Source organism: Yersinia alsatica, from assembly GCF_902170305.1.
GTDB lineage: Bacteria > Pseudomonadota > Gammaproteobacteria > Enterobacterales > Enterobacteriaceae > Yersinia > Yersinia alsatica.
The window spans coordinates 17348-37830 of sequence record NZ_CABHWW010000009.1 but is presented as its reverse complement, the minus strand read 5'-3'; the positions used below and the strand labels follow the sequence as shown (position 1 = coordinate 37830).

Here is a 20483-nt window from a genome sequence, read left to right as displayed (position 1 = left end):
TTTACCCTGCCTATCATTAGCCAAATCAACTGCCAGCCCCGTGCTGGCGGCCTCGTCTCTGTCATGTGCATAAATCACCCGCAAAAAAAAACTACATGTAGTGTGGTTGAATTAAATAAACACTAGATATAGTATTTAATTTATCAATTACGAGAATGAAACCGTAGCTGATAATCAGAGGCAGGTCGCCGAGAGAGGTCATATCCAACCGATCTCAAGTTGGAGCGGCAACCAGTGAAACCCAAGGAGTTGGGTGAGTGATGGCAGCCAACAACCCTGTGTCTTGCAATATGACAAGGACAACCTGCTAAACCCGCCTTTCCTTAACACAAGAGGTAAATGCGAATCATGAGCATTATTATTTACAGTAAACCTGATTGTGTCCAGTGTAATGCCACTTATCGTGCATTGGATAAACAAGGCATTGCTTATCAGGTGATTGATTTAACTGAAGATTCACAAGCTTTAAATCATGTTAAATCTCTTGGCTATCAGCAGGTTCCGGTCATTGTTGCCGGGGAGGAACATTGGTCCGGCTTTCGCCCTGACAAAATCAGTGCACTGGTTCAGTCCGTCGGTGCCTGATGAGGGTAACTAAATGAATCCGCTGGTGTATTTCTCCAGTTCCTCAGAAAACACACACCGTTTTGTCGGGAAGCTGGAACTCCCGGCAATACGGATTCCCATTGCCGGTGCACGGCAAAAACTACGGATTGAGCAGCCCTATATTTTGCTCGTACCCAGTTATGGTGGGGGCAGCCCGGTCGGTGCCGTGCCCATTCAGGTGATTAGATTCCTGAATGATCCCCATAACCGTTCATTAATTCGCGGTGTAATTGCTGCGGGCAATACTAATTTTGGCGACGCCTACTGTCTGGCGGGGAAGATAGTTTCCCAAAAATGTCAGGTTCCATATCTGTATCGCTTTGAACTACTGGGTACAGCAGAAGATGTGGCAAATGTGCGCAAGGGAGTAACTGAATTTTGGCAACGACAACAGTGAAAATTACCGATCCATCCAGCAGTGAACTTGATTACCACTCACTGAATGCAATGTTGAACCTCTATGATGTCGACGGGCGTATCCAGTTTGATAAAGACCGCCTGGCGGCCCGGCAATATTTCTTACAGCACGTTAATCAAAACACCGTGTTCTTCCATAATTTGCAGGAAAAACTCGATTATCTGGTTGAAGAAGGATATTACGAGAAAGAGGTGCTGGAGCGCTATGACTTCAGCTTTATCAAAAGCTTATTCCAGCAAGCTTACAGCAAAAAATTTCGCTTCCCGACTTTCCTTGGCGCATTTAAGTATTACACCAGCTATACCCTGAAAACCTTTGATGGCAAACGCTATCTGGAACGCTATGAAGATCGCGTTTGCATGGTTGCCTTGACGCTGGCGGCGGGTAACCCGCAAGTTGCCCGGGATTTGGTCGAAGAAATCATCTCTGGTCGCTTCCAACCCGCCACCCCAACCTTCCTCAATTGCGGCAAAAAACAGCGCGGTGAGCTGGTTTCCTGCTTCCTGCTGCGTATTGAAGACAACATGGAGTCAATTGGCCGTTCTATTAACTCGGCGCTGCAACTCTCTAAACGTGGCGGCGGCGTAGCTTTCCTGCTGAGCAATATTCGGGAAGTTGGTGCCCCCATCAAACGGATTGAAAATCAGTCTTCTGGCGTTATTCCTATTATGAAAATGCTGGAAGATGCTTTCTCTTATGCTAATCAGTTGGGCGCTCGTCAGGGGGCTGGAGCGGTATATCTTCACGCCCATCATCCGGATATTTTACGTTTTCTCGATACCAAACGGGAGAATGCCGACGAAAAAATCCGCATTAAAACCCTGTCGCTAGGGGTCGTTATTCCAGACATCACCTTTGAACTGGCAAAGAATAATGAGGAGATGTATTTGTTCTCTCCTTATGATGTCGAGTTGGTTTACGGCGTGCCAATGTCAGAAATCAGCATCAGTGAAAAATACCGCGAAATGGTTGATGACAAACGCATACGTAAAAGCAAAATCAAAGCGCGTGAGTTCTTCCAGATTCTGGCGGAGATCCAGTTTGAATCTGGCTATCCCTATATGATGTTTGAGGATACGGTCAATCGCGCTAATCCGATTAAAGGCCGGATCAACATGAGCAATCTGTGCTCAGAAATCTTGCAGGTTAATTCACCAACTGAATACAACGATGACCTAAGCTATCGCCATATTGGCAAGGATATCTCCTGTAACCTTGGTTCGATGAATATCGCCCACACCGTGGATTCACCTGACTTTGGCAAATCAATTGAAACCGCCATTCGTGGGTTAACCGCAGTCTCAGATATGAGCAACATTCGCTCAGTGCCCTCCATTGAAAAAGGTAATCAGGAGTCTCATGCCATTGGTTTGGGGCAGATGAATCTGCACGGTTATCTGGCTCGTGAACGTATTTTTTACGGCTCAGAAGAGGCTCTGGACTTTACCAATATCTATTTTTACAGCGTGGCATATCACGCGATCCGTGCCTCCAATCTATTGGCAATAGAGCGAGGCAGCCACTTTAAAGGCTTCGACGAATCAGATTATGCTTCTGGCCAGTATTTTACTAAGTACGTGGAGCAGAGTTGGCAACCTAAGACCACCAAAGTACAGGCGCTGTTTGCCGAGGCTGGAATTACCATTCCCACTCAACAGGACTGGGCGCAATTGCGCAAGTCGGTGATGGAGCACGGTATTTATAATCAGAACTTGCAGGCGGTACCGCCGACCGGTTCTATCTCATATATCAATCATTCGACATCAAGTATCCACCCGATTGTCTCGCCGATTGAAATTCGCAAAGAAGGCAAAATTGGCCGCGTATATTATCCCGCGCCTTATATGACCAACGAGAATCTTGAATATTACCAAGATGCTTATCAGATAGGCCCAGAGAAAATCATCGATACCTATGCCGAGGCCACTCAGCATGTTGACCAAGGGTTATCACTGACACTGTTTTTCCGCGATACCGCCACGACCCGCGATATCAATAAAGCGCAGATATATGCCTGGAAGAAAGGGATTAAAACTATTTATTACATCCGACTACGTCAAATGGCGCTCGAAGGCACGGAAGTTGAAGGCTGTGTTTCCTGCTCATTGTAATGCGCTGTACTGAATAAACAGAATCGGATTAATAAGGAAATCATCTATGAACGCAGTAAAACTGATAACACCGGTCAGTGCCATTAATTGGAATAAAATTGAAGACGATAAAGATCTGGAAGTCTGGAACCGCCTGACCGCAAACTTTTGGTTGCCGGAAAAAGTCCCGCTCTCGAATGATATTCCCTCTTGGGCCACGCTGACCCCCAATGAGCAGCAACTGACCATTCGGGTTTTTACCGGCCTGACATTGCTGGATACTATTCAAAATACGCTAGGCGCACCGGCACTGATTAAAGATGCCATCACCCCCCATGAGGAAGCGGTTTTTTCGAATATCAGCTTTATGGAGGCAGTCCATGCCCGCTCTTATAGCTCTATATTTTCTACACTTTGCATGACATCTGATGTAGATGATGCCTATCGTTGGAGTGAGGAGAATGGCCCACTACAAAAGAAAGCCGATATTATCCTGCAGCATTATCATAATGACGATCCACTGAAGAAAAAGATTGCCAGTGTATTCTTGGAATCATTCCTATTCTATTCTGGATTCTATTTACCTATGTATTGGTCAAGTCGGGCAAAATTAACCAATACTGCCGACCTTATTAGGCTGATCATCCGCGATGAGGCGGTACATGGGTATTACATTGGTTATAAATTCCAGAAAGGATTAGAGAAAGTTGATAATAACCGACGTCAGGAAATAAAGAACTTTGCTTTCGATTTGTTGCAGGACTTATATGACAATGAAGTCCGTTATACAGAAGACCTTTATGATAATGTAGGCTGGACTGAAGATGTCAAAAAATTCCTACATTATAATGCCAACAAAGCATTGATGAATTTAGGTTATGAAGCATTGTTCCCGGCAAGTCAGGCGGCAGTTAGCCCGGCCATTTTGGCGGCTTTATCACCAAATGCTGATGAAAACCACGATTTCTTCTCCGGCTCAGGTTCATCTTATGTGATCGGTAAAGCGGTTAATACTGAGGACGAAGACTGGGATTTTTAAGCTTTCTCAGCCCTCTTTTGGCCCCCCGGTTGGTCATTTAAAAAAAGGGTATACCGCACCGATGGGCAGCCGCAGCGGGTTGTCCATTTTTTTCCTATCATTTACCTCCGGTGATACCGCAAAAACACCCCATCAACTCAGCCTCTTTTTCACCATTTCAACCGGCCAATTTCACACCAAGAATCGAAATTATTACTTAGCTACTCATTTGGCCGCAGACCAGAGCCGAAGGGGGATTCGGCCCCCCTAGATTGGTCATTTTGGGCTGATTAATCGCATTTGATTTAGCCATTAATCAGACAAAGATATTTGCTGAATATAATCAATAATAATATTGAGAACACATTAAAGATATATGTGCAATATTTACACCATTCAGTCAATAATTAGACACCGATCACAACTCCAATATTAGACAATACATCCGCGATAAAAAACCACAATATTAACGTAAGTAAATTAACCATTTAAAAAGATATATATTGGGATGAAGACTATTGAAATTTTGATTATAGGAATATTGAGGGTTGTCTCAGATTCTCACTGTGTTAGGGTATATGGCGCTCTATTTTTTCATCAGGATAATATTGATCGAATAAACATAATTTAAAATTGACAGAGGAATACACCAGCTGCATGGCAATTAAACTCGAAGTAAAAAACCTATATAAGATATTTGGTGAGCATCCCGAACGCGCTTTTAAACTGCTTGAATCAGGTAAAAATAAAGAGCAGATATTTGCCAAAACCGGTTTGTCCGTTGGCGTTAAAGATGCCAATCTGGCCATTGAAGAAGGCGAGATATTCGTCATCATGGGGTTATCCGGTTCCGGTAAATCCACCCTGGTACGCCTTCTCAATCGTCTGATAGAACCCACCCGTGGCGAAGTCCTGATCGACGGTGAAGATATTGCCAAGATATCTGATAGTGCTCTGCGCACCGTGCGCCGTAACAAGATCAGTATGGTGTTCCAATCCTTTGCACTAATGCCACATTTGAATGTGCTCGACAACACCGCATTCGGCATGGAGCTCGCGGGCGTCCCGCAGCAAGAACGCCACGAAAAAGCACTGGAAGCATTACGTCAGGTGAGTCTGGAAACTTACGCACAGTCATACCCAGACGAGCTTTCCGGTGGGATGCGCCAGCGTGTTGGGTTGGCCCGAGCAATGGCAAATAACCCCGATATCTTATTGATGGATGAGGCTTTCTCGGCACTCGACCCATTAATCCGCACCGAAATGCAAGATGAATTGGTCAAGTTACAGGCCAAACATCAACGCACCATTGTCTTTATCTCTCATGATCTGGATGAAGCCATGCGGATTGGCGATCGCATCGCCATTATGCAGGGCGGTGAAGTCGTTCAAGTCGGTACACCGGATGAAATACTGAATAATCCGGCCAATGACTATGTCCGCACCTTCTTCCGTGGCGTTGATATCAGTCATGTCTTTAGTGCCAAAGATATTGCGCGCCGTCGCCCGGTATCCTTGATCCGTAAAACCCCGGGTTTCGGCCCTCGTTCAGCGTTAAAACTGCTTCAGGATGAAGACCGCGATTACGGCTATGTGCTGGAGCGCGGGCAGAAGTTTATTGGCGTGGTATCGATAGATTCACTGAAAAAAGCCTTAGCTGAGAACCAACCACTGGATAGTGCCTTGCTGGCCGATCCGGCACCGGTTCCCGCAGATATGCCCCTCAGTGAGCTGATTTCACTGGTTGCACAGGCACCGTGCGCGGTTCCTGTGGTCGGTGAAGACAACAGTTATATCGGTATTATTTCCAAAGCCATGCTGTTGCAGGCCTTAGATAAGGAGACGCCAAATGAGTGATCAAATCCAGATTGACGATCAAACCGTCAGTAACCCGTGGGCGACGGATGCTGCGGTGTCAGCCGCTCCCGCCACCACGGACACCGCCCCTCAGAGCTTGTCAGCCGCTGCTGACCCTTGGGGAGCTAGCATGGCCGAGGGTAGCCATGCCGCAGGAAGTGCCGGCCATGAGGCTGCCACTCAGGCCGCACAGAGCCAAGTCGCCAATACTGACTGGCTGAATAGCGCTCCGGCCGCCGCCCCCGAACATTTCAGCTTGATGGACCCCTTCCACCACACTTGGCTGCCACTGGATTCATGGGTCACCCACGGCATTGATTGGGTTGTGCTGCATTTTCGCCCGCTATTTCAGGGCATTCGTGTGCCGGTTGATTTTATTCTCAGCGGCTTCCAACACTTATTGTTGGGCATGCCAGCACCGGTCGCTATCTTAGTTTTCGCCCTGATCGCCTGGCAGTTCTCTACCTTGGGAATGGGGGTTGCAACCTTGGTATCACTGGTGGCTATCGGCGCTATTGGTGCCTGGTCGCAAGCTATGGTGACACTGGCGTTGGTTCTGACCTCACTGTTCTTCTGTATTCTTATCGGGTTACCGCTCGGGATATGGTTAGCACGCAGTAATAATGCCGCTCGTATCATTCGCCCTTTATTGGACGCGATGCAAACCACACCGGCGTTCGTCTATCTGGTGCCTATCGTCATGTTATTTGGTATCGGTAATGTCCCCGGAGTGGTGGTGACGATTATCTTTGCTCTGCCACCTATTGTCCGCCTGACTATTCTGGGCATTAAGCAGGTGCCAGAAGATCTGATTGAAGCCGCAGAATCCTTTGGGGCAAATCCACGCCAAATGCTGTTCAAAGTGCAATTACCCCTGGCGATGCCCACCATCATGGCGGGTGTCAACCAAACCCTGATGTTGGCACTGTCTATGGTGGTTATCGCCTCGATGATTGCCGTTGGTGGTTTAGGCCAGATGGTACTGCGCGGTATTGGTCGGCTCGATATGGGGTTAGCCGCAGTCGGTGGTGTGGGTATCGTGATTCTGGCGATTATCCTTGACCGTCTGACCCAATCATTAGGCCGCGATCGCCGCAGCAAAGGTGTCGGCCGCTGGTATGCCACCGGCCCAATTGGGCTGTTCACTAAACCATTTCGTCACGATAAATAATCTCAATTAATTGAGGTTAATGACAAAGTCGGAAAGAAGACCGAGATACTCGGGTCTAGCACAGCGTGGGCACTCCGGTGGCTCACGCTACTACGACTCCATCACTGTTCTCTCCCTAAAAATTAGCTTCGTCTGTTATTTGAATGGGTTGTGTTCAACATAAACAATAACTAACAGAATAAGCGTCATTGTCGCAGGCAGTTAGGACCGGAACAGCGCGCAATCACCGCAGTGTACACGCAGTACCTGAGGATGATGAGCACTGCTCTGGTTCAAAATGATAAGTAAAATAGCTTAATAAAGAGGAAAAACTATGCGCACGACAGGAATCTGGGCTCTGGCCCTCACCACACTGATCAGCACTCAGTTATCCGCAGCAGAGTTACCGGGCAAAGGCATTACGGTCCTGCCTCTGCAAAGTACTATTTCGGAAGAAACCTTCCAGACTTCGCTGGTGAATAAAGCACTGGAAAAGCTCGGTTATGACGTCCAGCCGACCAAAGAAGTGGACTACAATGTTGCCTACTCTTCCATTGCCGCAGGGGATGCCACTTTCCTCGCCGTTAACTGGGAGCCACTGCATAATGACCAATATGCGGCGGCCGGTGGTGATGCCAAATTTTATCGTCAGGGTAACTTCATTGAAGGCTTGGCACAGGGCTATTTGATCGACAAAAAAACCGCCGATAAATACCACATCACCAATATTGGGCAGCTAAAAGATCCGAAAATCGCCAAATTGTTTGATGCCAATAATGATGGCAAAGCCGATCTTACCGGCTGTAACCCCGGCTGGGGCTGTGAAGCACCGATAAATCATCAAATTCAGGCTTATGGTCTGAGCGATACCGTGACCCATAATCAGGGTAACTATGCCGCCATGATTGCCGATACCATCACCCGCTACAAAGAAGGCAAACCTATCCTGTACTACACTTGGACGCCATATTGGGTCAGTGATGTATTAGTACCGGGGCGTGATGTGGTGTGGTTACAGGTGCCGTTCTCATCCTTGCCAGATAAAACTATTGATACCCAGCTTTCTAATGGCGCGAACTATGGTTTCCCACCCAGTGTGATGCACATTGTGGCAAACAAAAAGTGGGCTGAAGCTAACCCTGCCGCAGCAAAACTGTTCTCCATCATGAAATTATCCATTAATGATGTGAATGCTCAGAATATGCGGATGCATGCCGGTGAATCTTCAGATGCCGACATTGAACGCCATGTGAATGGTTGGATTCAAGCTCATCAGGCCACCTTTGATGGTTGGGTGAAAACCGCCGCGGAAGCTGGCAACACCAAAGCGGCACAGTAAATTATGTGCAGCAGACACCCGCGGGTGTCTGTTTTTTCCTATCGCCGCTGCAATTCTGCAAACGGATGATATTTAACCCAATGCTCGGCAATATCTTGCCGTCGACACACCCAAACTCGTTCGTGCTGCTGGATATAATCCAAAAAACGCTGCAATGCACGAAAGCGCCCCGGCCGCCCCAATAGACGACAATGCATCCCTACCGACATCATTTTAGGTGTCGATTCCCCTTCGGCATACAACACATCAAAACTGTCTTTTAAATAGGTGTAAAACTGCTCACTTGAATTAAACCCTTGAGCAGAAGCAAAACGCATGTCATTGGTATCTAAGCAATACGGCACAATCAAGTGGGGGGCGAGATTCCCGTCAGCCCGCTGAACTTGCTGCCAAAATGGCAGATCATCGCCATAATAATCACTGTCATAGAGAAAGTTGCCATTCTCCACTACCAGCCGCCGGGTATTTGGGCTATCGCGGCCGGTGTACCAACCGGAGGGAGAGTGACCAAACAGATCCCGCATCACAGCAACCGCCTGCTGCATATGCTGCAATTCTGTTTGTTGATCAATATGTTGATAATGTAACCAGCGCCAACCATGGCACACCACATCATAGTCAGCCGCTTTAATCGCTTCAACAATCAGTGGGTTGCGCGCTAGCGCCATCGCCACACCAAATACGGTCAATGGCAAACCACGGCGAACAAATTCTTGATGGATACGCCAAAAACCGGCTCGGGAACCATATTCGTAAAGTGACTCCATCGACATGTGCCGAGCGGCGTAACTATCAGCGCCAATAATATCAGACAAAAATTGCTCAGAGCCGGCATCGCCGTGCAGCACGTTGTTTTCTGCCCCCTCTTCAATATTGAGAACAAACTGCACGGCGATTTTTGCCTGCCCCGGCCAATTGACAACCGGCGGCTGACCACCATAACCGGCTAAGTCTCGTGGATAGTTTTGGTTGAAATCAGTCTCACTCATGGGCATATCCTGTTATTGGCTAAACATACTAAACATTCCCGATAACGGCTTATCCACCGGGAAAGCCAAATCGCCGTGTTTACTGGTGGCAAGACCTAAGGCCACCAGCGATTCGACCATTTTGACTGCCGCGCTAACACCGTCGATAACCGGAATACCCAGCTCCTGAGTCAATTGCCGTGCTAAATCCGCCATCCCGCCACAGCCAAGAACAATCGCGCCGCTGCCATCTTGCAGCTTCGCTTGCAGGCACTTCTCCCGCACTTTCTGTTGTGCTAACCCGCTACCATCTTCCAGTGCCAATACCGGCAGATTGATCGCGTGCAAGGCGGCACACTGGTGTTCAAAACCATATTGCTGCAATAAATGGCGGGCGATAATCAAGGTTCTTGGTAAAGTCGTCACGATAGAAAATCGGGTCGCGACCAGTGTCGCCATATGCATGGCGGCTTCTGCAATACCAATCACCGGTGCGCTAGCCAGTTCACGGGCCGCCAATAATCCTGGATCACCAAAACAGGCGATAATATGGCCATCAACCCCGGCGGCTCGCCCCTGTTTTACCTGCTCCAAAACGCCAATCGCCGCAACCGCCTCATCAAAATGTCCCTCAATCGACGGCACACCTTGTGTGGGGCAAACCGCCAGGATTTCCGTGCCCGGTGCCGCAACCTGTGCCGCGGCCTGCCCTATAGTTTGAGTCATGGCCAAGCTGGTATTGGGATTGATCACCTGAATCCGTAATGGCCGAGAAGAGGGCAAATGCATGGTTACTCCTGAGCGGATTGATCCGCGCTTATATTGGCAACATTTATATGAGAAAAAATGCGCCCAAAATCCGGTGTGTGGCTATCTCGCTCGATAAAATTCAGGCTGGCGACAATCTCATCAAAGTGTTGCGCCATCCGTGTCGACAAACTGGCGGCATCCCCCTGCTTCAACAGCGCCACCAAATCATGATGGTCATGACAGCGGCAACCTTGCTGCCACGGTGCGCCATAAGCCGCAATCACCAGCGAAGAACGTAATGTCAGTTGGGAAACCATTTCAGTCAGCACCCCATTACCCGCAATAGCTTGTAACTGAAGATGAAAAAGCGCAGATAAACGGATGGCCGCCGCCCCTTGATAATCCTGATGAGCCTGCTGCTCATCACTGAGGATCTGCTCTAGTGCCGAGATATGCAGCGGCTGACAATGAGCTACCACGGCGGGCAAGTTGGCGCACTCCAGCATACGGCGGGTGTTAAATACATCGCGCGCCTCATCAATACCCGGCGTGGTAACTTGTGCACCACGTTTGGGCATTAATGTCACCAATTGCTCCGCCGCAAGGCGTTGCAATACACTGCGGATCCCCGTTCGGCTAATACCAAAAACGTCTGCCAGCGCTACTTCCGGTAATTTACTGCCCGGTAATAACTGATGCTCAACAATGGCTGTTACCAGCGCGTTATAGATATGATCGTCTTGATCATCAGTAAAGTAGGCGATTTTCCGCCCATCCCACGTAATCATTTTTCGCCGCTCCGTATACCGTCAGATAATCAAATCGTATACATAAAGTAGATATCTTGTATACAAGAATTCATTTTTGGCCTGATTCCTGCAAATGCTTCTCTCGTGAGGTTCAACAAGCTTTGCATCACATCATCTGAGTGTTGTCTTTTATAGGAGCACGTTCTATGCCAAATAATGCAAGAGTCTCGGGAAACGGCAGTATTAATCCCCACTACAGCCCGAAACTCTGTAATGAGGATCTGGCCCCGACACGTGACCAGAACTGGAGTTGGTATAATATTTTTTCATTCTGGATGTCTGATGTGCACAGCATGGGCGGCTATGTCGTCGCTGCTAGCTTCTTCGCACTCGGCTTATCCAGTTGGCAGGTTTTGTTATGTTTGCTCGCCGGTATCTGCATTGTGCAAATTTGTGCCAATCTGGTGGCTAAACCCAGTCAGATGGCTGGTGTGCCCTATGCGGTTATTTGCCGTCAGGCATTTGGGGTGTTCGGCGCAAATATTCCGGCGGTCATTCGCGGGCTGATTGCTTTTGCCTGGTATGGTATCCAAACCTATCTTGCCGCCAATGCATTGATGTTAGTGATGTTGAAGTTCTTCCCATCACTAATGCCCTTGACGCAAAGTCATTGGCTAGGGTTATCAGCGCTGGGCTGGATTTGCTTCTCTATCATGTGGGTGTTGCAAGCGATGGTATTTTGGCATGGGATGAATGCCATCAAACGCTTTATTGATGTCGCCGGACCGGCGGTATACGTGGTGATGCTCTCATTGGCCGGATGGATTATTTATCAGACGGGCATAAGCAATATCTCCTTTACCTTAGCCAGTAAAACCTTAACCACATCAGAGCAAGGCTGGCAAATGCTGACCGCCACGGCATTGGTGGTATCTTACTTCTCCGGGCCACTGCTCAACTTTGGTGATTTCTCGCGTTATGGCAAAAGCATGCAAGAAATCCGTCGTGGCAACCGCTGGGGTTTGCCCTTCAACTTCCTGCTGTTCTCCATTGTCACGGTGGTGATTGTCTCCGGCACTCAATCATTGTTTGGTCAAATGATTACTGACCCGATTGAAACCGTCACCCGAGTGGGTAACAGTGTGGCGGTGGCGCTGGGCTTGCTGACCATGATCATCGCCACCATCGGCATTAATATTGTGGCTAACTTTGTTTCGCCCGCCTTCGATTTTTCAAACTGTTCGCCACAAAAAATCAGTTTCCGCACCGGTGGGATGATAGCTGCGGTGGGCTCAGTATTGTTGACGCCGTGGAACCTGTTCCAGTCACCCGAGATTATTCATTACACACTGGATGTATTGGGGGCATTTATTGGGCCATTGTTTGGTATTTTGATTGCTGATTTCTATCTGATAAAACGCAGCCAATTACATGTCGACGACTTATTCAATGCCACACCATCCGGCCGCTATTGGTATCGGGGTGGCTTTAATCCAAAAGCGATTATGGCTTTGCTCCCTGCGGTTGCCATTGGTCTGGTGATAAGTTTTATCCCCAGCCTGCATCAGGTGGCTAATTTTAGTTGGTTTATTGGCGTGTTACTCGGTGGTGGTTTCTACCGCTATATTGCTCGTCACGAACAAGCCGCTAACCATGCCACGTTGTTTATGCGCACTGAAATGAGTAAAGACTGATTTGGCGGGAACCTGAATGCAACGAAGCCCTGAGTTATTGCTAACTCAGGGCTTCTGAATGTTGGCGGTGCGGACGGGACTCGAACCCGCGACCCCCGGCGTGACAGGCCGGTATTCTAACCGACTGAACTACCGCACCACGCTGCTGTTCCGGTTAAGAACGAGACGGATATTACGTATGGAACGGTATCTCGTCAACACTTTTTCTAGCAAAATAAGCCGTTTGCACAGTTTTTCGACTGGATGTCACTTTATTCTGCGTTGGCGTTCTCTTGTGGCTCCAGCGGCATCCGCCACAAGCAACTGCCGCCCTTTTTCATCACCAAATCCAAACGCGATTCATGGGCCTTCAACTCTTCATCCGCCGCATAAATAATTTTCAATCCCGAGGCTGGACGGGTAATGCGCTGAATATCTTCTGAAGAGTCGTTCTGCGACTGGTCACCTTCCATTGAGAAAGAAAGCGAAGTCTGACCGCCGGTCATCGCCAGATAGACTTCTGCCAGAATTTCGGCATCGAGTAACGCGCCGTGCAGAGTTCGCTTGGTATTGTCTATCTGGTAGCGGTCGCACAGCGCATCGAGGTTATTTCGCTTGCCGGGGAACAGGCGGCGCGCCAGTAACAAGCTATCGGTGATGGTACAGAAGGTTTCCGTTTTCGGAATATCCTGCTGCAACATACGGAATTCGTAATCCATAAAGCCGATATCGAACGCCGCGTTATGGATGACTAACTCAGCACCGCGAATAAACTCGAGAAACTCGGGGGTAATATCCGCAAAGCTGGGTTTATCTGCCAGAAACTCATCACTGATACCATGAACGCCATAAGCTTCTGGATCCACCAGACGATCAGGTTTCACATAGACATGAAAATTTCTGCCGGTCAGGCGGCGGTTGATCACTTCAACCGCACCAATCTCAATAATTCTATGGCCTTCGTAATGAACGCCAAGTTTATTCATACCGGTGGTTTCAGTATCCAGAACAATCTGTCTGGTCGGTGTAACTTGCATATTGCCAGTGCTCATAGCGCTCGTTTATGTCAGACTTAACGTTTAAACAGATAGGATGAGTCTACCAGAGATGACTAAGCAGGTAGAAATTTTCACCGACGGATCTTGCCTTGGCAATCCGGGGCCCGGTGGTTATGGCGCAATTTTGCGTTACAAACAGCATGAGAAAACCTTTAGTGCGGGCTATTTTCTCACCACCAACAACCGCATGGAGTTGATGGCGGCCATTGTTGCGCTGGAAGCCTTAACTTCGCCTTGTGAAGTGACACTCAGCACCGACAGCCAATATGTTCGTCAAGGTATCACTCAGTGGATTCACAATTGGAAAAAACGGGGCTGGAAAACCGCGGATCGCAAACCGGTGCGAAATGTCGATTTATGGCAGCGGCTGGATCTGGCTATCCAAACCCACACCATACAATGGGAATGGGTAAAAGGTCATGCTGGCCATCCAGAGAATGAGCGCTGTGATGAGTTGGCCCGCCAAGGCGCGAATTCACCGACGTTAGAAGATAGCGGCTATAACCCTGACTAATCCTTCGCTTTTAACATTGCAGCGGCTCAGGGTTGGTCACGATAACTTTTAGTTGCGCCCACAGCTCGGCTAGACCACGGCTTGCGCGCACCAAATTTCATCGGGTTGAATGTTAACGGAATGGTGCGCTTGCGGGCAACAATCAGGCTGACACAACCCAACGCTGGCAAATGGGTGCTGATAAAGCGCCCACCTTCTTTGTGCCACGGCAGCACATGAAAGCGCGATAAATACAAAACCTCATAATTCAATAAACTTAGCCAATCTAACAAACGCATCTGGGTAAACATTCGGCTGACGTGGGGCTGTCGTTGACGGAGTAATGGCACCAACTTCCCTGCGCCTAATAAACTCAATGGGTTAAAGTTACTGATAACCAGCCAGCCATCATCAATCAGGACGCGATCCACCTCACGTAAAATGCGGTGCGGGTCAGAAGCGTAGGCTAAAGTATGAGATAACAAACACGCATCTACTGACTTTTCAGCGAAAGGCAATTGGTAGGGGCTGGCAAGCACTTGCATATTTTTGCCCTGCTCGCCCACATTAACCTGATGGGAAATCGCACATTTATCACTAGCAATTTCCGCACTTAAATGGCCTATTTTCAATAAGTGGAAACCAAAGAATTTCGGCCACCAAGGCTGCAATTGCTGCTCAATCGCTGCGCGATAATACTCACCCCAAGGTAACTCAGCCCAGGATGCGGGCGCATCTATCTTTTGGTGTGTCTGTGCTGGTTTCATGTTTTATTATCTTCTTTCAAGCTATTAGAGTAGAGGTATCAAATGAATCTTATCAGCATTCCTGCATTTCAAGACAATTACATTTGGCTATTAGCGGACACACAAAAACATTGCGTTATTGTTGACCCTGGTGAAGCGGCCCCGGTATTAGCCATGCTGAGCCAAGGTGACTATCTTCCCCAAGCCATATTGCTGACTCACCACCATAATGATCACGTCGGCGGTGTCGCTGATTTGCGCCGCCATTACCCCGATATTCCCGTCTATGGCCCGCAAGAAACTGCGAATAAAGGAGCGACAATTATCGTAAATGGGGGGGATGACCTGACAATTGGTGGTCAAAATTACCACGTTATTGCCGTTCCTGGGCACACACTTGGACATATTGCATACTACAGCAAACCTTATCTTTTCTGTGGCGATACGCTATTCTCCGCCGGTTGCGGCAGGCTATTTGAAGGTACGCCAGCACAAATGTACTCGTCTATTCAACAGCTCGCGCAACTCCCTGACGAAACCTTAATTTGCAGCGCGCATGAATACACTCTCGCAAATCTTAAGTTTGCCCGTTTTATTCTGCCCTCAGACCACGACATTGCTACATATCAACAACAAATCATGCAATTACGGGCGAAAAACCTACCTAGCCTACCGGTAAAATTGCAAATTGAGCGTAAAATTAATGTTTTTTTACGTTGCAATGACGTTGATTTACAAAGAAAAATAGGCGTAATGTCACCACCAGAGTCACTTGTCTCAGTTTTTTCCGAATTACGCGCCCAGAAAGACCGCTTCTGAGCTTTTAGTTGTGTTTTTTGTCGAAGCAAAGTATGATTGCTCGTCTTTTAAGCAACTACATTGACACACACATGAAGACCAAAGCGATATTTCTCGCCTCAGTCTTGCTTGTTGGGTGCCAGTCGTCCAAGGTGGGCGTACAGGCTCCTGTACAGCATGCACAGAGTTTGTCTTCGGCAGGTCAAGAGAGTGAAGCAGGAGAGTACACAAATAGCGCCCGAGTGGGCTCCGCGCGATGGCTTGATAGTGAAAGTGGCCTCGCGCAGCAAGATTTGTGGAACTTCATTAGCGACGAGCTGAAGATGAAGGTTCCGGAGAATTCCCGGATCCGTGAACAGAAGCAAAAATACTTAAAAAATAAGAGCTATCTCCACGATGTAACATTACGGGCAGAGCCGTACATGTACCTGATAGTCGAGCAGATTAAGAAACGTAAGATGCCGATGGAACTGGTACTGCTACCCATAGTGGAGAGCGCTTTTGACCCACACGCGACATCATCCGCCAACGCCGCAGGGCTGTGGCAGATAGTGCCAAGTACCGGTCGAAATTATGGCTTAAAACAAAACCAATGGTATGACGGCCGCAGAGATGTGGTTGCTTCAACCAAAGCAGCGCTTGATATGATGGAGCGCCTGAACAAGATGTTTGACGGTGACTGGTTGTTAACAGTCGCTGCGTATAACAGCGGTGAAGGCAGAGTCATGCAGGCGTTGAAAGCCAATAAGGCTAAGGGTAAACCGACGAACTTTTGGGCATTGTCGCTTCCTCGTGAAACGTCAATTTATGTACCAAAAATGCTGGCCTTGGGTGATTTAATCAAGAACAGCAAAAAGTACGGTATAAACTTACCTGAAACCGACAAAGACCGTGCATTAGCGCGTGTTGATGTTGGTCAGCAGATACAGCTAACTCAGGCGGCTGAGATGGCGGGGATGTCACTTACTAAGTTGAAATCCTTTAATTCTGGGTATAAGCGCAATGTAACGGCACCTGATGGACATGGTCCTCGTTATATTATGTTGCCAAAAGCCCATGCTGAGCAGCTTAAAGATTCATTGGCAGATACCGATATTGCCGCAGTTCAACCAACCAAGTTGGCACAGAACAGCGCAACATCAGCATCAAGTTCGCAGTATAAAGTTCGCCCCGGCGATACCTTATCTACGATTGCCAAGCGGTTGAATATCAAGACCAGCGATTTGCAGAGTTGGAACAACTTACGTGCCTCGAGCACCTTAAAAGTTGGGCAAACCCTGCAACTGGCAAGCAATACAGCCAGCAACAGCATCACCTATCAGGTTCGTAAAGGTGATTCATTTGCCAGTATTGCCAAGCGTCACGGTGTAAACACCGACGATGTGATGCGATGGAATTCGGTAATCAGCAAAGCAAATAAATTAGTACCCGGTTTGAAATTGACGTTGTTTGTTAACAACAAATCGACTCCGGATGCCTAACATTAGAATCGGTATAAAGCTGTAAAAAAGCACCCTTCGGGGTGCTTTTTTTATGGCTGGAATTCGACTAACAGCGGATTGTGATCAGAAGCGCGGGTGACTAATACCGAGGCATCGGCAAGGGTGAGACCACGATAAAACACAAAGTCCAGGGGGCGGCCAAAGGCTCGGCTACGATTATCAGCCTGGAACTCAACTTCGGCCAACCCGGCACTTTGGGCAAAGCGCTGCAAAGCATTAACTCGCTGACGACTCCAGGCATTGAAATCCCCGGCCAGAATAACCGGGCCTCGGTGCATGGCAATCTGCTCACCGATAGGCTCTAACTGTTTACTGTAAACATCGACACCAAAACTGAAATTAACGGCATGAATATTCACTACCATCAATAAACGGCCATCATGAATAGGGTAAACAGTAATTAATGCCGATTTAGACAAGCGCAACAGTGGCTCGCGCTCGCGCAGCGGGCAACAGTAGACTGGGTGGGTGGCGGCTAACGTCATCACACCTGAGGGGTGCTGAGGCAGCGCAAAGGCGGGCACTTGATCTGCCGCTTGATAATGGGACGTAGCAAACCTCACCAGCTCGGGTGTTGTTTGTGCTTCTTGCAGCAACATCAGTTGAGCATCCCGACCAAACCCTTTGAGCACCGATAGCCATTCAGCTCGCTGCTGCTTAAAGATGTTCCACACCATCACACGTAGGAATTCAGAGGTAGGCAATGGTGCGCCTGGCGGTAACCCCTGCCCCAATTGTTTAGCGGAACCAGGGAAAATCTGTTCAACCGGTTGACCTGCAACATACCGCATTGCATATGTTCGTTTCGGCACTTTGATGGCCTATTCCTTATTCAAAATCACTCTGGCCTGTGGGATAACCGCAGCCGGTAGTCCTCTGATTATACGCTTAGATGCTCCGCTCAGTAATGTCTTTTCCCCAGCTTATGATGCTGATCTTGGGATATCCAAAGAGAGATTCAATGTATCTCATTCATAATGCACTAATTAGGCTTCTATTAACAAAAAAGCCCGCCAAAGCGGGCTGAGAATGGACAGTTGAAATAAGATCTAGCTTGTCGCCACTGGGCGCAGGGACTTTTTGTCGAGCTTGCCGCTCAATGTCACCAGCAATAATGCGCCGATAACAATCACGCCACCAATCCACGGCGTTTGTGCCAATCCAACCCGAGTCACCGCCTGACCACCGATAATTGAACCTAATGCAATGCCTACGTTGAATGCCGCGATATTCAAGCCGGAAGCAACATCAACCGCATGTGGCGTATACTCTTGCGCCTTTTGCACCACATAGACTTGCAAGCCAGGGACATTACCGAAAGCAAAAATACCCATGACCAGTAAGGTAATCAATGAGGCAATACTGTGGCTGGCACTAAATTGGAAAACAAATAACAGAGCAGCCAGTGCAGTAAAGATAAAGCTCAGCGCAGGTACTGCGCCGTGGTGGTCGGCCAGTTTACCTCCCCATATATTACCAATGGCAACAGAGACACCGTATGCCAGTAAAATCCAGCTCACTGCGGCGGGCGAGAAGCCGGACAGCTCCTGCATCACTGGGGCCAGGAAAGTAAACATGGTGAAGAAGCCGCCATACCCTAATGCAGTAATCGCATAAATCAGCAGTAAACGCGGGTGAGTCAGCACCTGCAATTGCTGTTTTATACTGGCTGAAACTTGTTGGGGAATATTATTGGGCACCAAAATGGCACTGGCGATAGTTGCGACCACACCAATCAGTGATACCGCAAGGAAGGTTTCTCGCCAGCCGAAATGCTGTCCAATAAATGTTCCTAGTGGAACTCCGGTCACTAATGCCACCGTCAGGCCACCAAACATAATGGCTATCGCTGAGGCGGCTTTCTCTTTAGGTACCAGACTGGTGGCAATCGTCGAGCCGATGGAGAAGAACACCCCATGGGCCAGACCGGTTAATAAACGGGCGATTACCAATGATTCATAGCCGGGGGATTGCCAAGCTAATAAGTTACCTAAGGTGAATAACACCATCAGGCCAATCAATAGCATTTTACGTGGAATTCGCCCGGTTAATGCGGTTAGCACCGGAGCACCGATAGCAACCCCGAGTGCATAAATTGAAACTAACAAACCAGCGGAGGGGACAGAAACCCCTAATTGTTCGGCAATTGTCGGCACCAATCCAACAATGACAAACTCCGTGGTACCAATAGCGAATGCACTGATGGTCAGCGCCAGTAAAGCGAGTGGCATTATTTACTCCAGAAATTCAGTTCAATTAAAACGGGTCAATTTGATAGCGGAGATTATGGACCTATGTTTAAATGACAAAAATGCTCAAAATATCAAAATATTTTTGCTGGAGTAGCAATAATGAAAGCAAACTCAGATGAATTGATTACTTTCGTCACCGTGGTGGAGTGCGGCAGTTTCAGTCGTGCGGCGGAGCAGCTTGAACAAGCCAATTCGGTAGTGAGTCGAACAGTAAAAAGATTGGAAGGTAAGCTGGGTGTCACACTGCTTAACCGCACCACACGGCAAATCAGTCTGACGCAAGAAGGTGAACATTATTTTCGCCGAGTACAGAATATTTTGCGCGACATGGCAACAGCTGAAAATGAGCTGTTAGACAGCCAATTAAATCCAAAAGGATTGCTGCGCATCGATGCCTCGACGCCAGTGGTATTGCATGTTGTGGCACCTCTGATGGCTGAATTTCGCCAACGTTATCCTTTAGTCACCTTATCGCTAGTCTCATCTGAAACCTTTATTAATCTTATTGAGCGAAAAGTCGATATTGCTATCAGAGTGGGCACTTTGCAGGATTCAACCTTGCGCGCCAGAAAACTCATGACCAGCTATCGCCATCTACTGGCCTCCCCCGCTTACCTCAGACAATATGGCACACCACAAACGGTGGCTGACCTACAGCATCATGTCTGTCTGGGATTTAATGATTTACCGGTGTTAAATCGTTGGCCGCTCGCCGGGCCTGATGGGCAACTTTATGAAATAACATCAGATTTAACCTCAAATAATGGTGAGACCCAGCGCCGCCTCTGCCTTGAGGGTAATGGCATTGCCTGTCTATCTGATTTTATGATTCAACAAGATCTACAACGTGGGGATTTGGTACCAATACTGGCGGAGCATACCTTGCCGGTCGCCATGCCAATTAATGCGGTGTACTACAGTGACCAAGCAGTCAGTAATCGGCTGCGCTGTTTTATTGATTTCATCAATGAGCGTCTAGTTTCGGGCCTCCCTACAACATAAAAAAACCACCCTTG

Annotated in this window: 19 protein-coding genes and 1 tRNA gene; 12 read left to right on the top strand and 8 right to left on the bottom strand. The window is 48.2% G+C overall.

What is annotated here, in order from left to right:
* The first annotated feature begins 348 nt into the window (after nucleotides 1–348).
* From FTA96_RS04885 to proX, 7 genes are all read left to right on the top strand, one after another.
* Nucleotides 349–585 carry a redoxin NrdH gene (locus FTA96_RS04885; RefSeq protein WP_050108289.1) on the top strand — a complete coding sequence of 79 codons (237 nt, stop codon included), beginning with the start codon at nucleotides 349–351 and terminating at the stop codon, nucleotides 583–585.
* A gap of 13 nt (nucleotides 586–598) precedes the next feature.
* A complete protein-coding gene (gene nrdI / locus FTA96_RS04880; RefSeq protein WP_050108291.1) occupies nucleotides 599–1003 on the top strand; it encodes a class Ib ribonucleoside-diphosphate reductase assembly flavoprotein NrdI in 405 nt (134 codons plus the stop codon).
* Entirely contained in the window at nucleotides 985–3135 is a 2151-nt protein-coding gene (gene nrdE, locus FTA96_RS04875) for a class 1b ribonucleoside-diphosphate reductase subunit alpha (RefSeq protein WP_186372852.1), read from the top strand. The genes nrdI and nrdE overlap by 19 nt, the downstream gene beginning before the upstream one ends.
* Before the next feature lie 46 nt (nucleotides 3136–3181).
* Complete coding sequence (gene nrdF, locus FTA96_RS04870) at nucleotides 3182–4153, top strand: class 1b ribonucleoside-diphosphate reductase subunit beta (RefSeq protein WP_050134856.1); 972 nt, start codon at nucleotides 3182–3184, stop codon at nucleotides 4151–4153.
* 636 nt (nucleotides 4154–4789) lie between these two features.
* Entirely contained in the window at nucleotides 4790–5989 is a 1200-nt protein-coding gene (proV, locus tag FTA96_RS04865) for a glycine betaine/L-proline ABC transporter ATP-binding protein ProV (RefSeq protein WP_050108294.1), read from the top strand.
* Entirely contained in the window at nucleotides 5982–7160 is a 1179-nt protein-coding gene (proW, locus tag FTA96_RS04860; protein ID WP_145573288.1) for a glycine betaine/L-proline ABC transporter permease ProW, read from the top strand. The genes proV and proW overlap by 8 nt, the downstream gene beginning before the upstream one ends.
* Before the next feature lie 313 nt (nucleotides 7161–7473).
* Nucleotides 7474–8478 (top strand): glycine betaine/L-proline ABC transporter substrate-binding protein ProX, encoded by a 1005-nt coding sequence (gene proX, locus FTA96_RS04855; protein WP_134957070.1) that lies wholly within the window; start codon nucleotides 7474–7476, stop codon nucleotides 8476–8478.
* 38 nt (nucleotides 8479–8516) lie between these two features.
* Here the strand turns inward: proX and puuE are convergent, their stop codons facing one another.
* From puuE to FTA96_RS04840, 3 genes are read right to left on the bottom strand one after another with little or no spacing between them, the layout of a single operon-like run.
* Nucleotides 8517–9467 carry an allantoinase PuuE gene (puuE, locus tag FTA96_RS04850; RefSeq protein ID WP_145533875.1) on the bottom strand — a complete coding sequence of 317 codons (951 nt, stop codon included), beginning with the start codon at nucleotides 9465–9467 and terminating at the stop codon, nucleotides 8517–8519.
* Nucleotides 9468–9479: 12 nt separating this feature from the next.
* Complete coding sequence (hpxA, locus tag FTA96_RS04845; RefSeq protein WP_145573287.1) at nucleotides 9480–10235, bottom strand: allantoin racemase; 756 nt, start codon at nucleotides 10233–10235, stop codon at nucleotides 9480–9482.
* Between the two features lie 2 nt (nucleotides 10236–10237).
* On the bottom strand, nucleotides 10238–10984 hold the full coding sequence (locus FTA96_RS04840) for a GntR family transcriptional regulator (protein ID WP_050134847.1): 747 nt from the start codon (nucleotides 10982–10984) through the stop codon (nucleotides 10238–10240).
* Between the two features lie 167 nt (nucleotides 10985–11151).
* Between FTA96_RS04840 and FTA96_RS04835 the strand changes: the two genes are divergently transcribed.
* Entirely contained in the window at nucleotides 11152–12639 is a 1488-nt protein-coding gene (locus FTA96_RS04835) for an NCS1 family nucleobase:cation symporter-1 (RefSeq protein ID WP_050108307.1), read from the top strand.
* A 62-nt stretch (nucleotides 12640–12701) separates the two neighbouring features.
* On the opposite strand, the gene FTA96_RS04830 is transcribed toward FTA96_RS04835, so the two are convergent.
* Both FTA96_RS04830 and dnaQ read right to left on the bottom strand, forming a co-directional pair.
* A tRNA-Asp gene (locus FTA96_RS04830) sits at nucleotides 12702–12778 on the bottom strand.
* A 112-nt stretch (nucleotides 12779–12890) separates the two neighbouring features.
* Complete coding sequence (gene dnaQ, locus FTA96_RS04825) at nucleotides 12891–13655, bottom strand: DNA polymerase III subunit epsilon (RefSeq protein ID WP_050108363.1); 765 nt, start codon at nucleotides 13653–13655, stop codon at nucleotides 12891–12893.
* A gap of 70 nt (nucleotides 13656–13725) precedes the next feature.
* Between dnaQ and rnhA the strand changes: the two genes are divergently transcribed.
* Nucleotides 13726–14190 (top strand): ribonuclease HI, encoded by a 465-nt coding sequence (gene rnhA / locus FTA96_RS04820; protein ID WP_050108309.1) that lies wholly within the window; start codon nucleotides 13726–13728, stop codon nucleotides 14188–14190.
* A gap of 26 nt (nucleotides 14191–14216) precedes the next feature.
* Here rnhA and FTA96_RS04815 read toward each other — a convergent pair whose 3' ends face one another.
* Nucleotides 14217–14936 carry a class I SAM-dependent methyltransferase gene (locus FTA96_RS04815; protein ID WP_050108312.1) on the bottom strand — a complete coding sequence of 240 codons (720 nt, stop codon included), beginning with the start codon at nucleotides 14934–14936 and terminating at the stop codon, nucleotides 14217–14219.
* Between the two features lie 42 nt (nucleotides 14937–14978).
* On the opposite strand from FTA96_RS04815, the gene gloB reads away from it, so the two are divergent.
* Together gloB and mltD are read left to right on the top strand one after the other, a co-directional pair.
* Nucleotides 14979–15734 (top strand): hydroxyacylglutathione hydrolase, encoded by a 756-nt coding sequence (gene gloB / locus FTA96_RS04810; RefSeq protein WP_050134845.1) that lies wholly within the window; start codon nucleotides 14979–14981, stop codon nucleotides 15732–15734.
* Between the two features lie 71 nt (nucleotides 15735–15805).
* On the top strand, nucleotides 15806–17194 hold the full coding sequence (gene mltD / locus FTA96_RS04805; RefSeq protein ID WP_080987056.1) for a murein transglycosylase D: 1389 nt from the start codon (nucleotides 15806–15808) through the stop codon (nucleotides 17192–17194).
* A gap of 50 nt (nucleotides 17195–17244) precedes the next feature.
* On the opposite strand, the gene FTA96_RS04800 is transcribed toward mltD, so the two are convergent.
* Together FTA96_RS04800 and FTA96_RS04795 are read right to left on the bottom strand one after the other, a co-directional pair.
* A complete protein-coding gene (locus FTA96_RS04800) occupies nucleotides 17245–18027 on the bottom strand; it encodes an endonuclease/exonuclease/phosphatase family protein (RefSeq protein WP_072078616.1) in 783 nt (260 codons plus the stop codon).
* Nucleotides 18028–18264: 237 nt separating this feature from the next.
* Nucleotides 18265–19446: an MFS transporter gene (locus FTA96_RS04795; protein WP_145573286.1), complete on the bottom strand. Its 1182-nt coding sequence runs from the start codon at nucleotides 19444–19446 to the stop codon at nucleotides 18265–18267.
* A gap of 120 nt (nucleotides 19447–19566) precedes the next feature.
* Between FTA96_RS04795 and yafC the strand changes: the two genes are divergently transcribed.
* Entirely contained in the window at nucleotides 19567–20469 is a 903-nt protein-coding gene (gene yafC, locus FTA96_RS04790; RefSeq protein ID WP_050108321.1) for a DNA-binding transcriptional regulator YafC, read from the top strand.
* Nucleotides 20470–20483: the final 14 nt, after the last annotated feature.

What these genes read in the sequence shown, in the direction of transcription:
- FTA96_RS04815 (WP_050108312.1), bottom strand. Translation starts at nt 14,936, where the DNA reads ATGAAACCAGCACAGACACACCAAAAGATAGATGCGCCCGCATCCTGG.
- FTA96_RS04885 (WP_050108289.1), top strand. Translation starts at nt 349, where the DNA reads ATGAGCATTATTATTTACAGTAAACCTGATTGTGTCCAGTGTAATGCC.
- mltD (WP_080987056.1), top strand. Translation starts at nt 15,806, where the DNA reads ATGAAGACCAAAGCGATATTTCTCGCCTCAGTCTTGCTTGTTGGGTGC.
- proV (WP_050108294.1), top strand. Translation starts at nt 4,790, where the DNA reads ATGGCAATTAAACTCGAAGTAAAAAACCTATATAAGATATTTGGTGAG.
- nrdF (WP_050134856.1), top strand. Translation starts at nt 3,182, where the DNA reads ATGAACGCAGTAAAACTGATAACACCGGTCAGTGCCATTAATTGGAAT.
- FTA96_RS04835 (WP_050108307.1), top strand. Translation starts at nt 11,152, where the DNA reads ATGCCAAATAATGCAAGAGTCTCGGGAAACGGCAGTATTAATCCCCAC.
- rnhA (WP_050108309.1), top strand. Translation starts at nt 13,726, where the DNA reads ATGACTAAGCAGGTAGAAATTTTCACCGACGGATCTTGCCTTGGCAAT.
- gloB (WP_050134845.1), top strand. Translation starts at nt 14,979, where the DNA reads ATGAATCTTATCAGCATTCCTGCATTTCAAGACAATTACATTTGGCTA.
- yafC (WP_050108321.1), top strand. Translation starts at nt 19,567, where the DNA reads ATGAAAGCAAACTCAGATGAATTGATTACTTTCGTCACCGTGGTGGAG.
- dnaQ (WP_050108363.1), bottom strand. Translation starts at nt 13,655, where the DNA reads ATGCAAGTTACACCGACCAGACAGATTGTTCTGGATACTGAAACCACC.
- FTA96_RS04840 (WP_050134847.1), bottom strand. Translation starts at nt 10,984, where the DNA reads ATGATTACGTGGGATGGGCGGAAAATCGCCTACTTTACTGATGATCAA.
- nrdI (WP_050108291.1), top strand. Translation starts at nt 599, where the DNA reads ATGAATCCGCTGGTGTATTTCTCCAGTTCCTCAGAAAACACACACCGT.
- hpxA (WP_145573287.1), bottom strand. Translation starts at nt 10,235, where the DNA reads ATGCATTTGCCCTCTTCTCGGCCATTACGGATTCAGGTGATCAATCCC.
- FTA96_RS04795 (WP_145573286.1), bottom strand. Translation starts at nt 19,446, where the DNA reads ATGCCACTCGCTTTACTGGCGCTGACCATCAGTGCATTCGCTATTGGT.
- proW (WP_145573288.1), top strand. Translation starts at nt 5,982, where the DNA reads ATGAGTGATCAAATCCAGATTGACGATCAAACCGTCAGTAACCCGTGG.
- proX (WP_134957070.1), top strand. Translation starts at nt 7,474, where the DNA reads ATGCGCACGACAGGAATCTGGGCTCTGGCCCTCACCACACTGATCAGC.
- puuE (WP_145533875.1), bottom strand. Translation starts at nt 9,467, where the DNA reads ATGAGTGAGACTGATTTCAACCAAAACTATCCACGAGACTTAGCCGGT.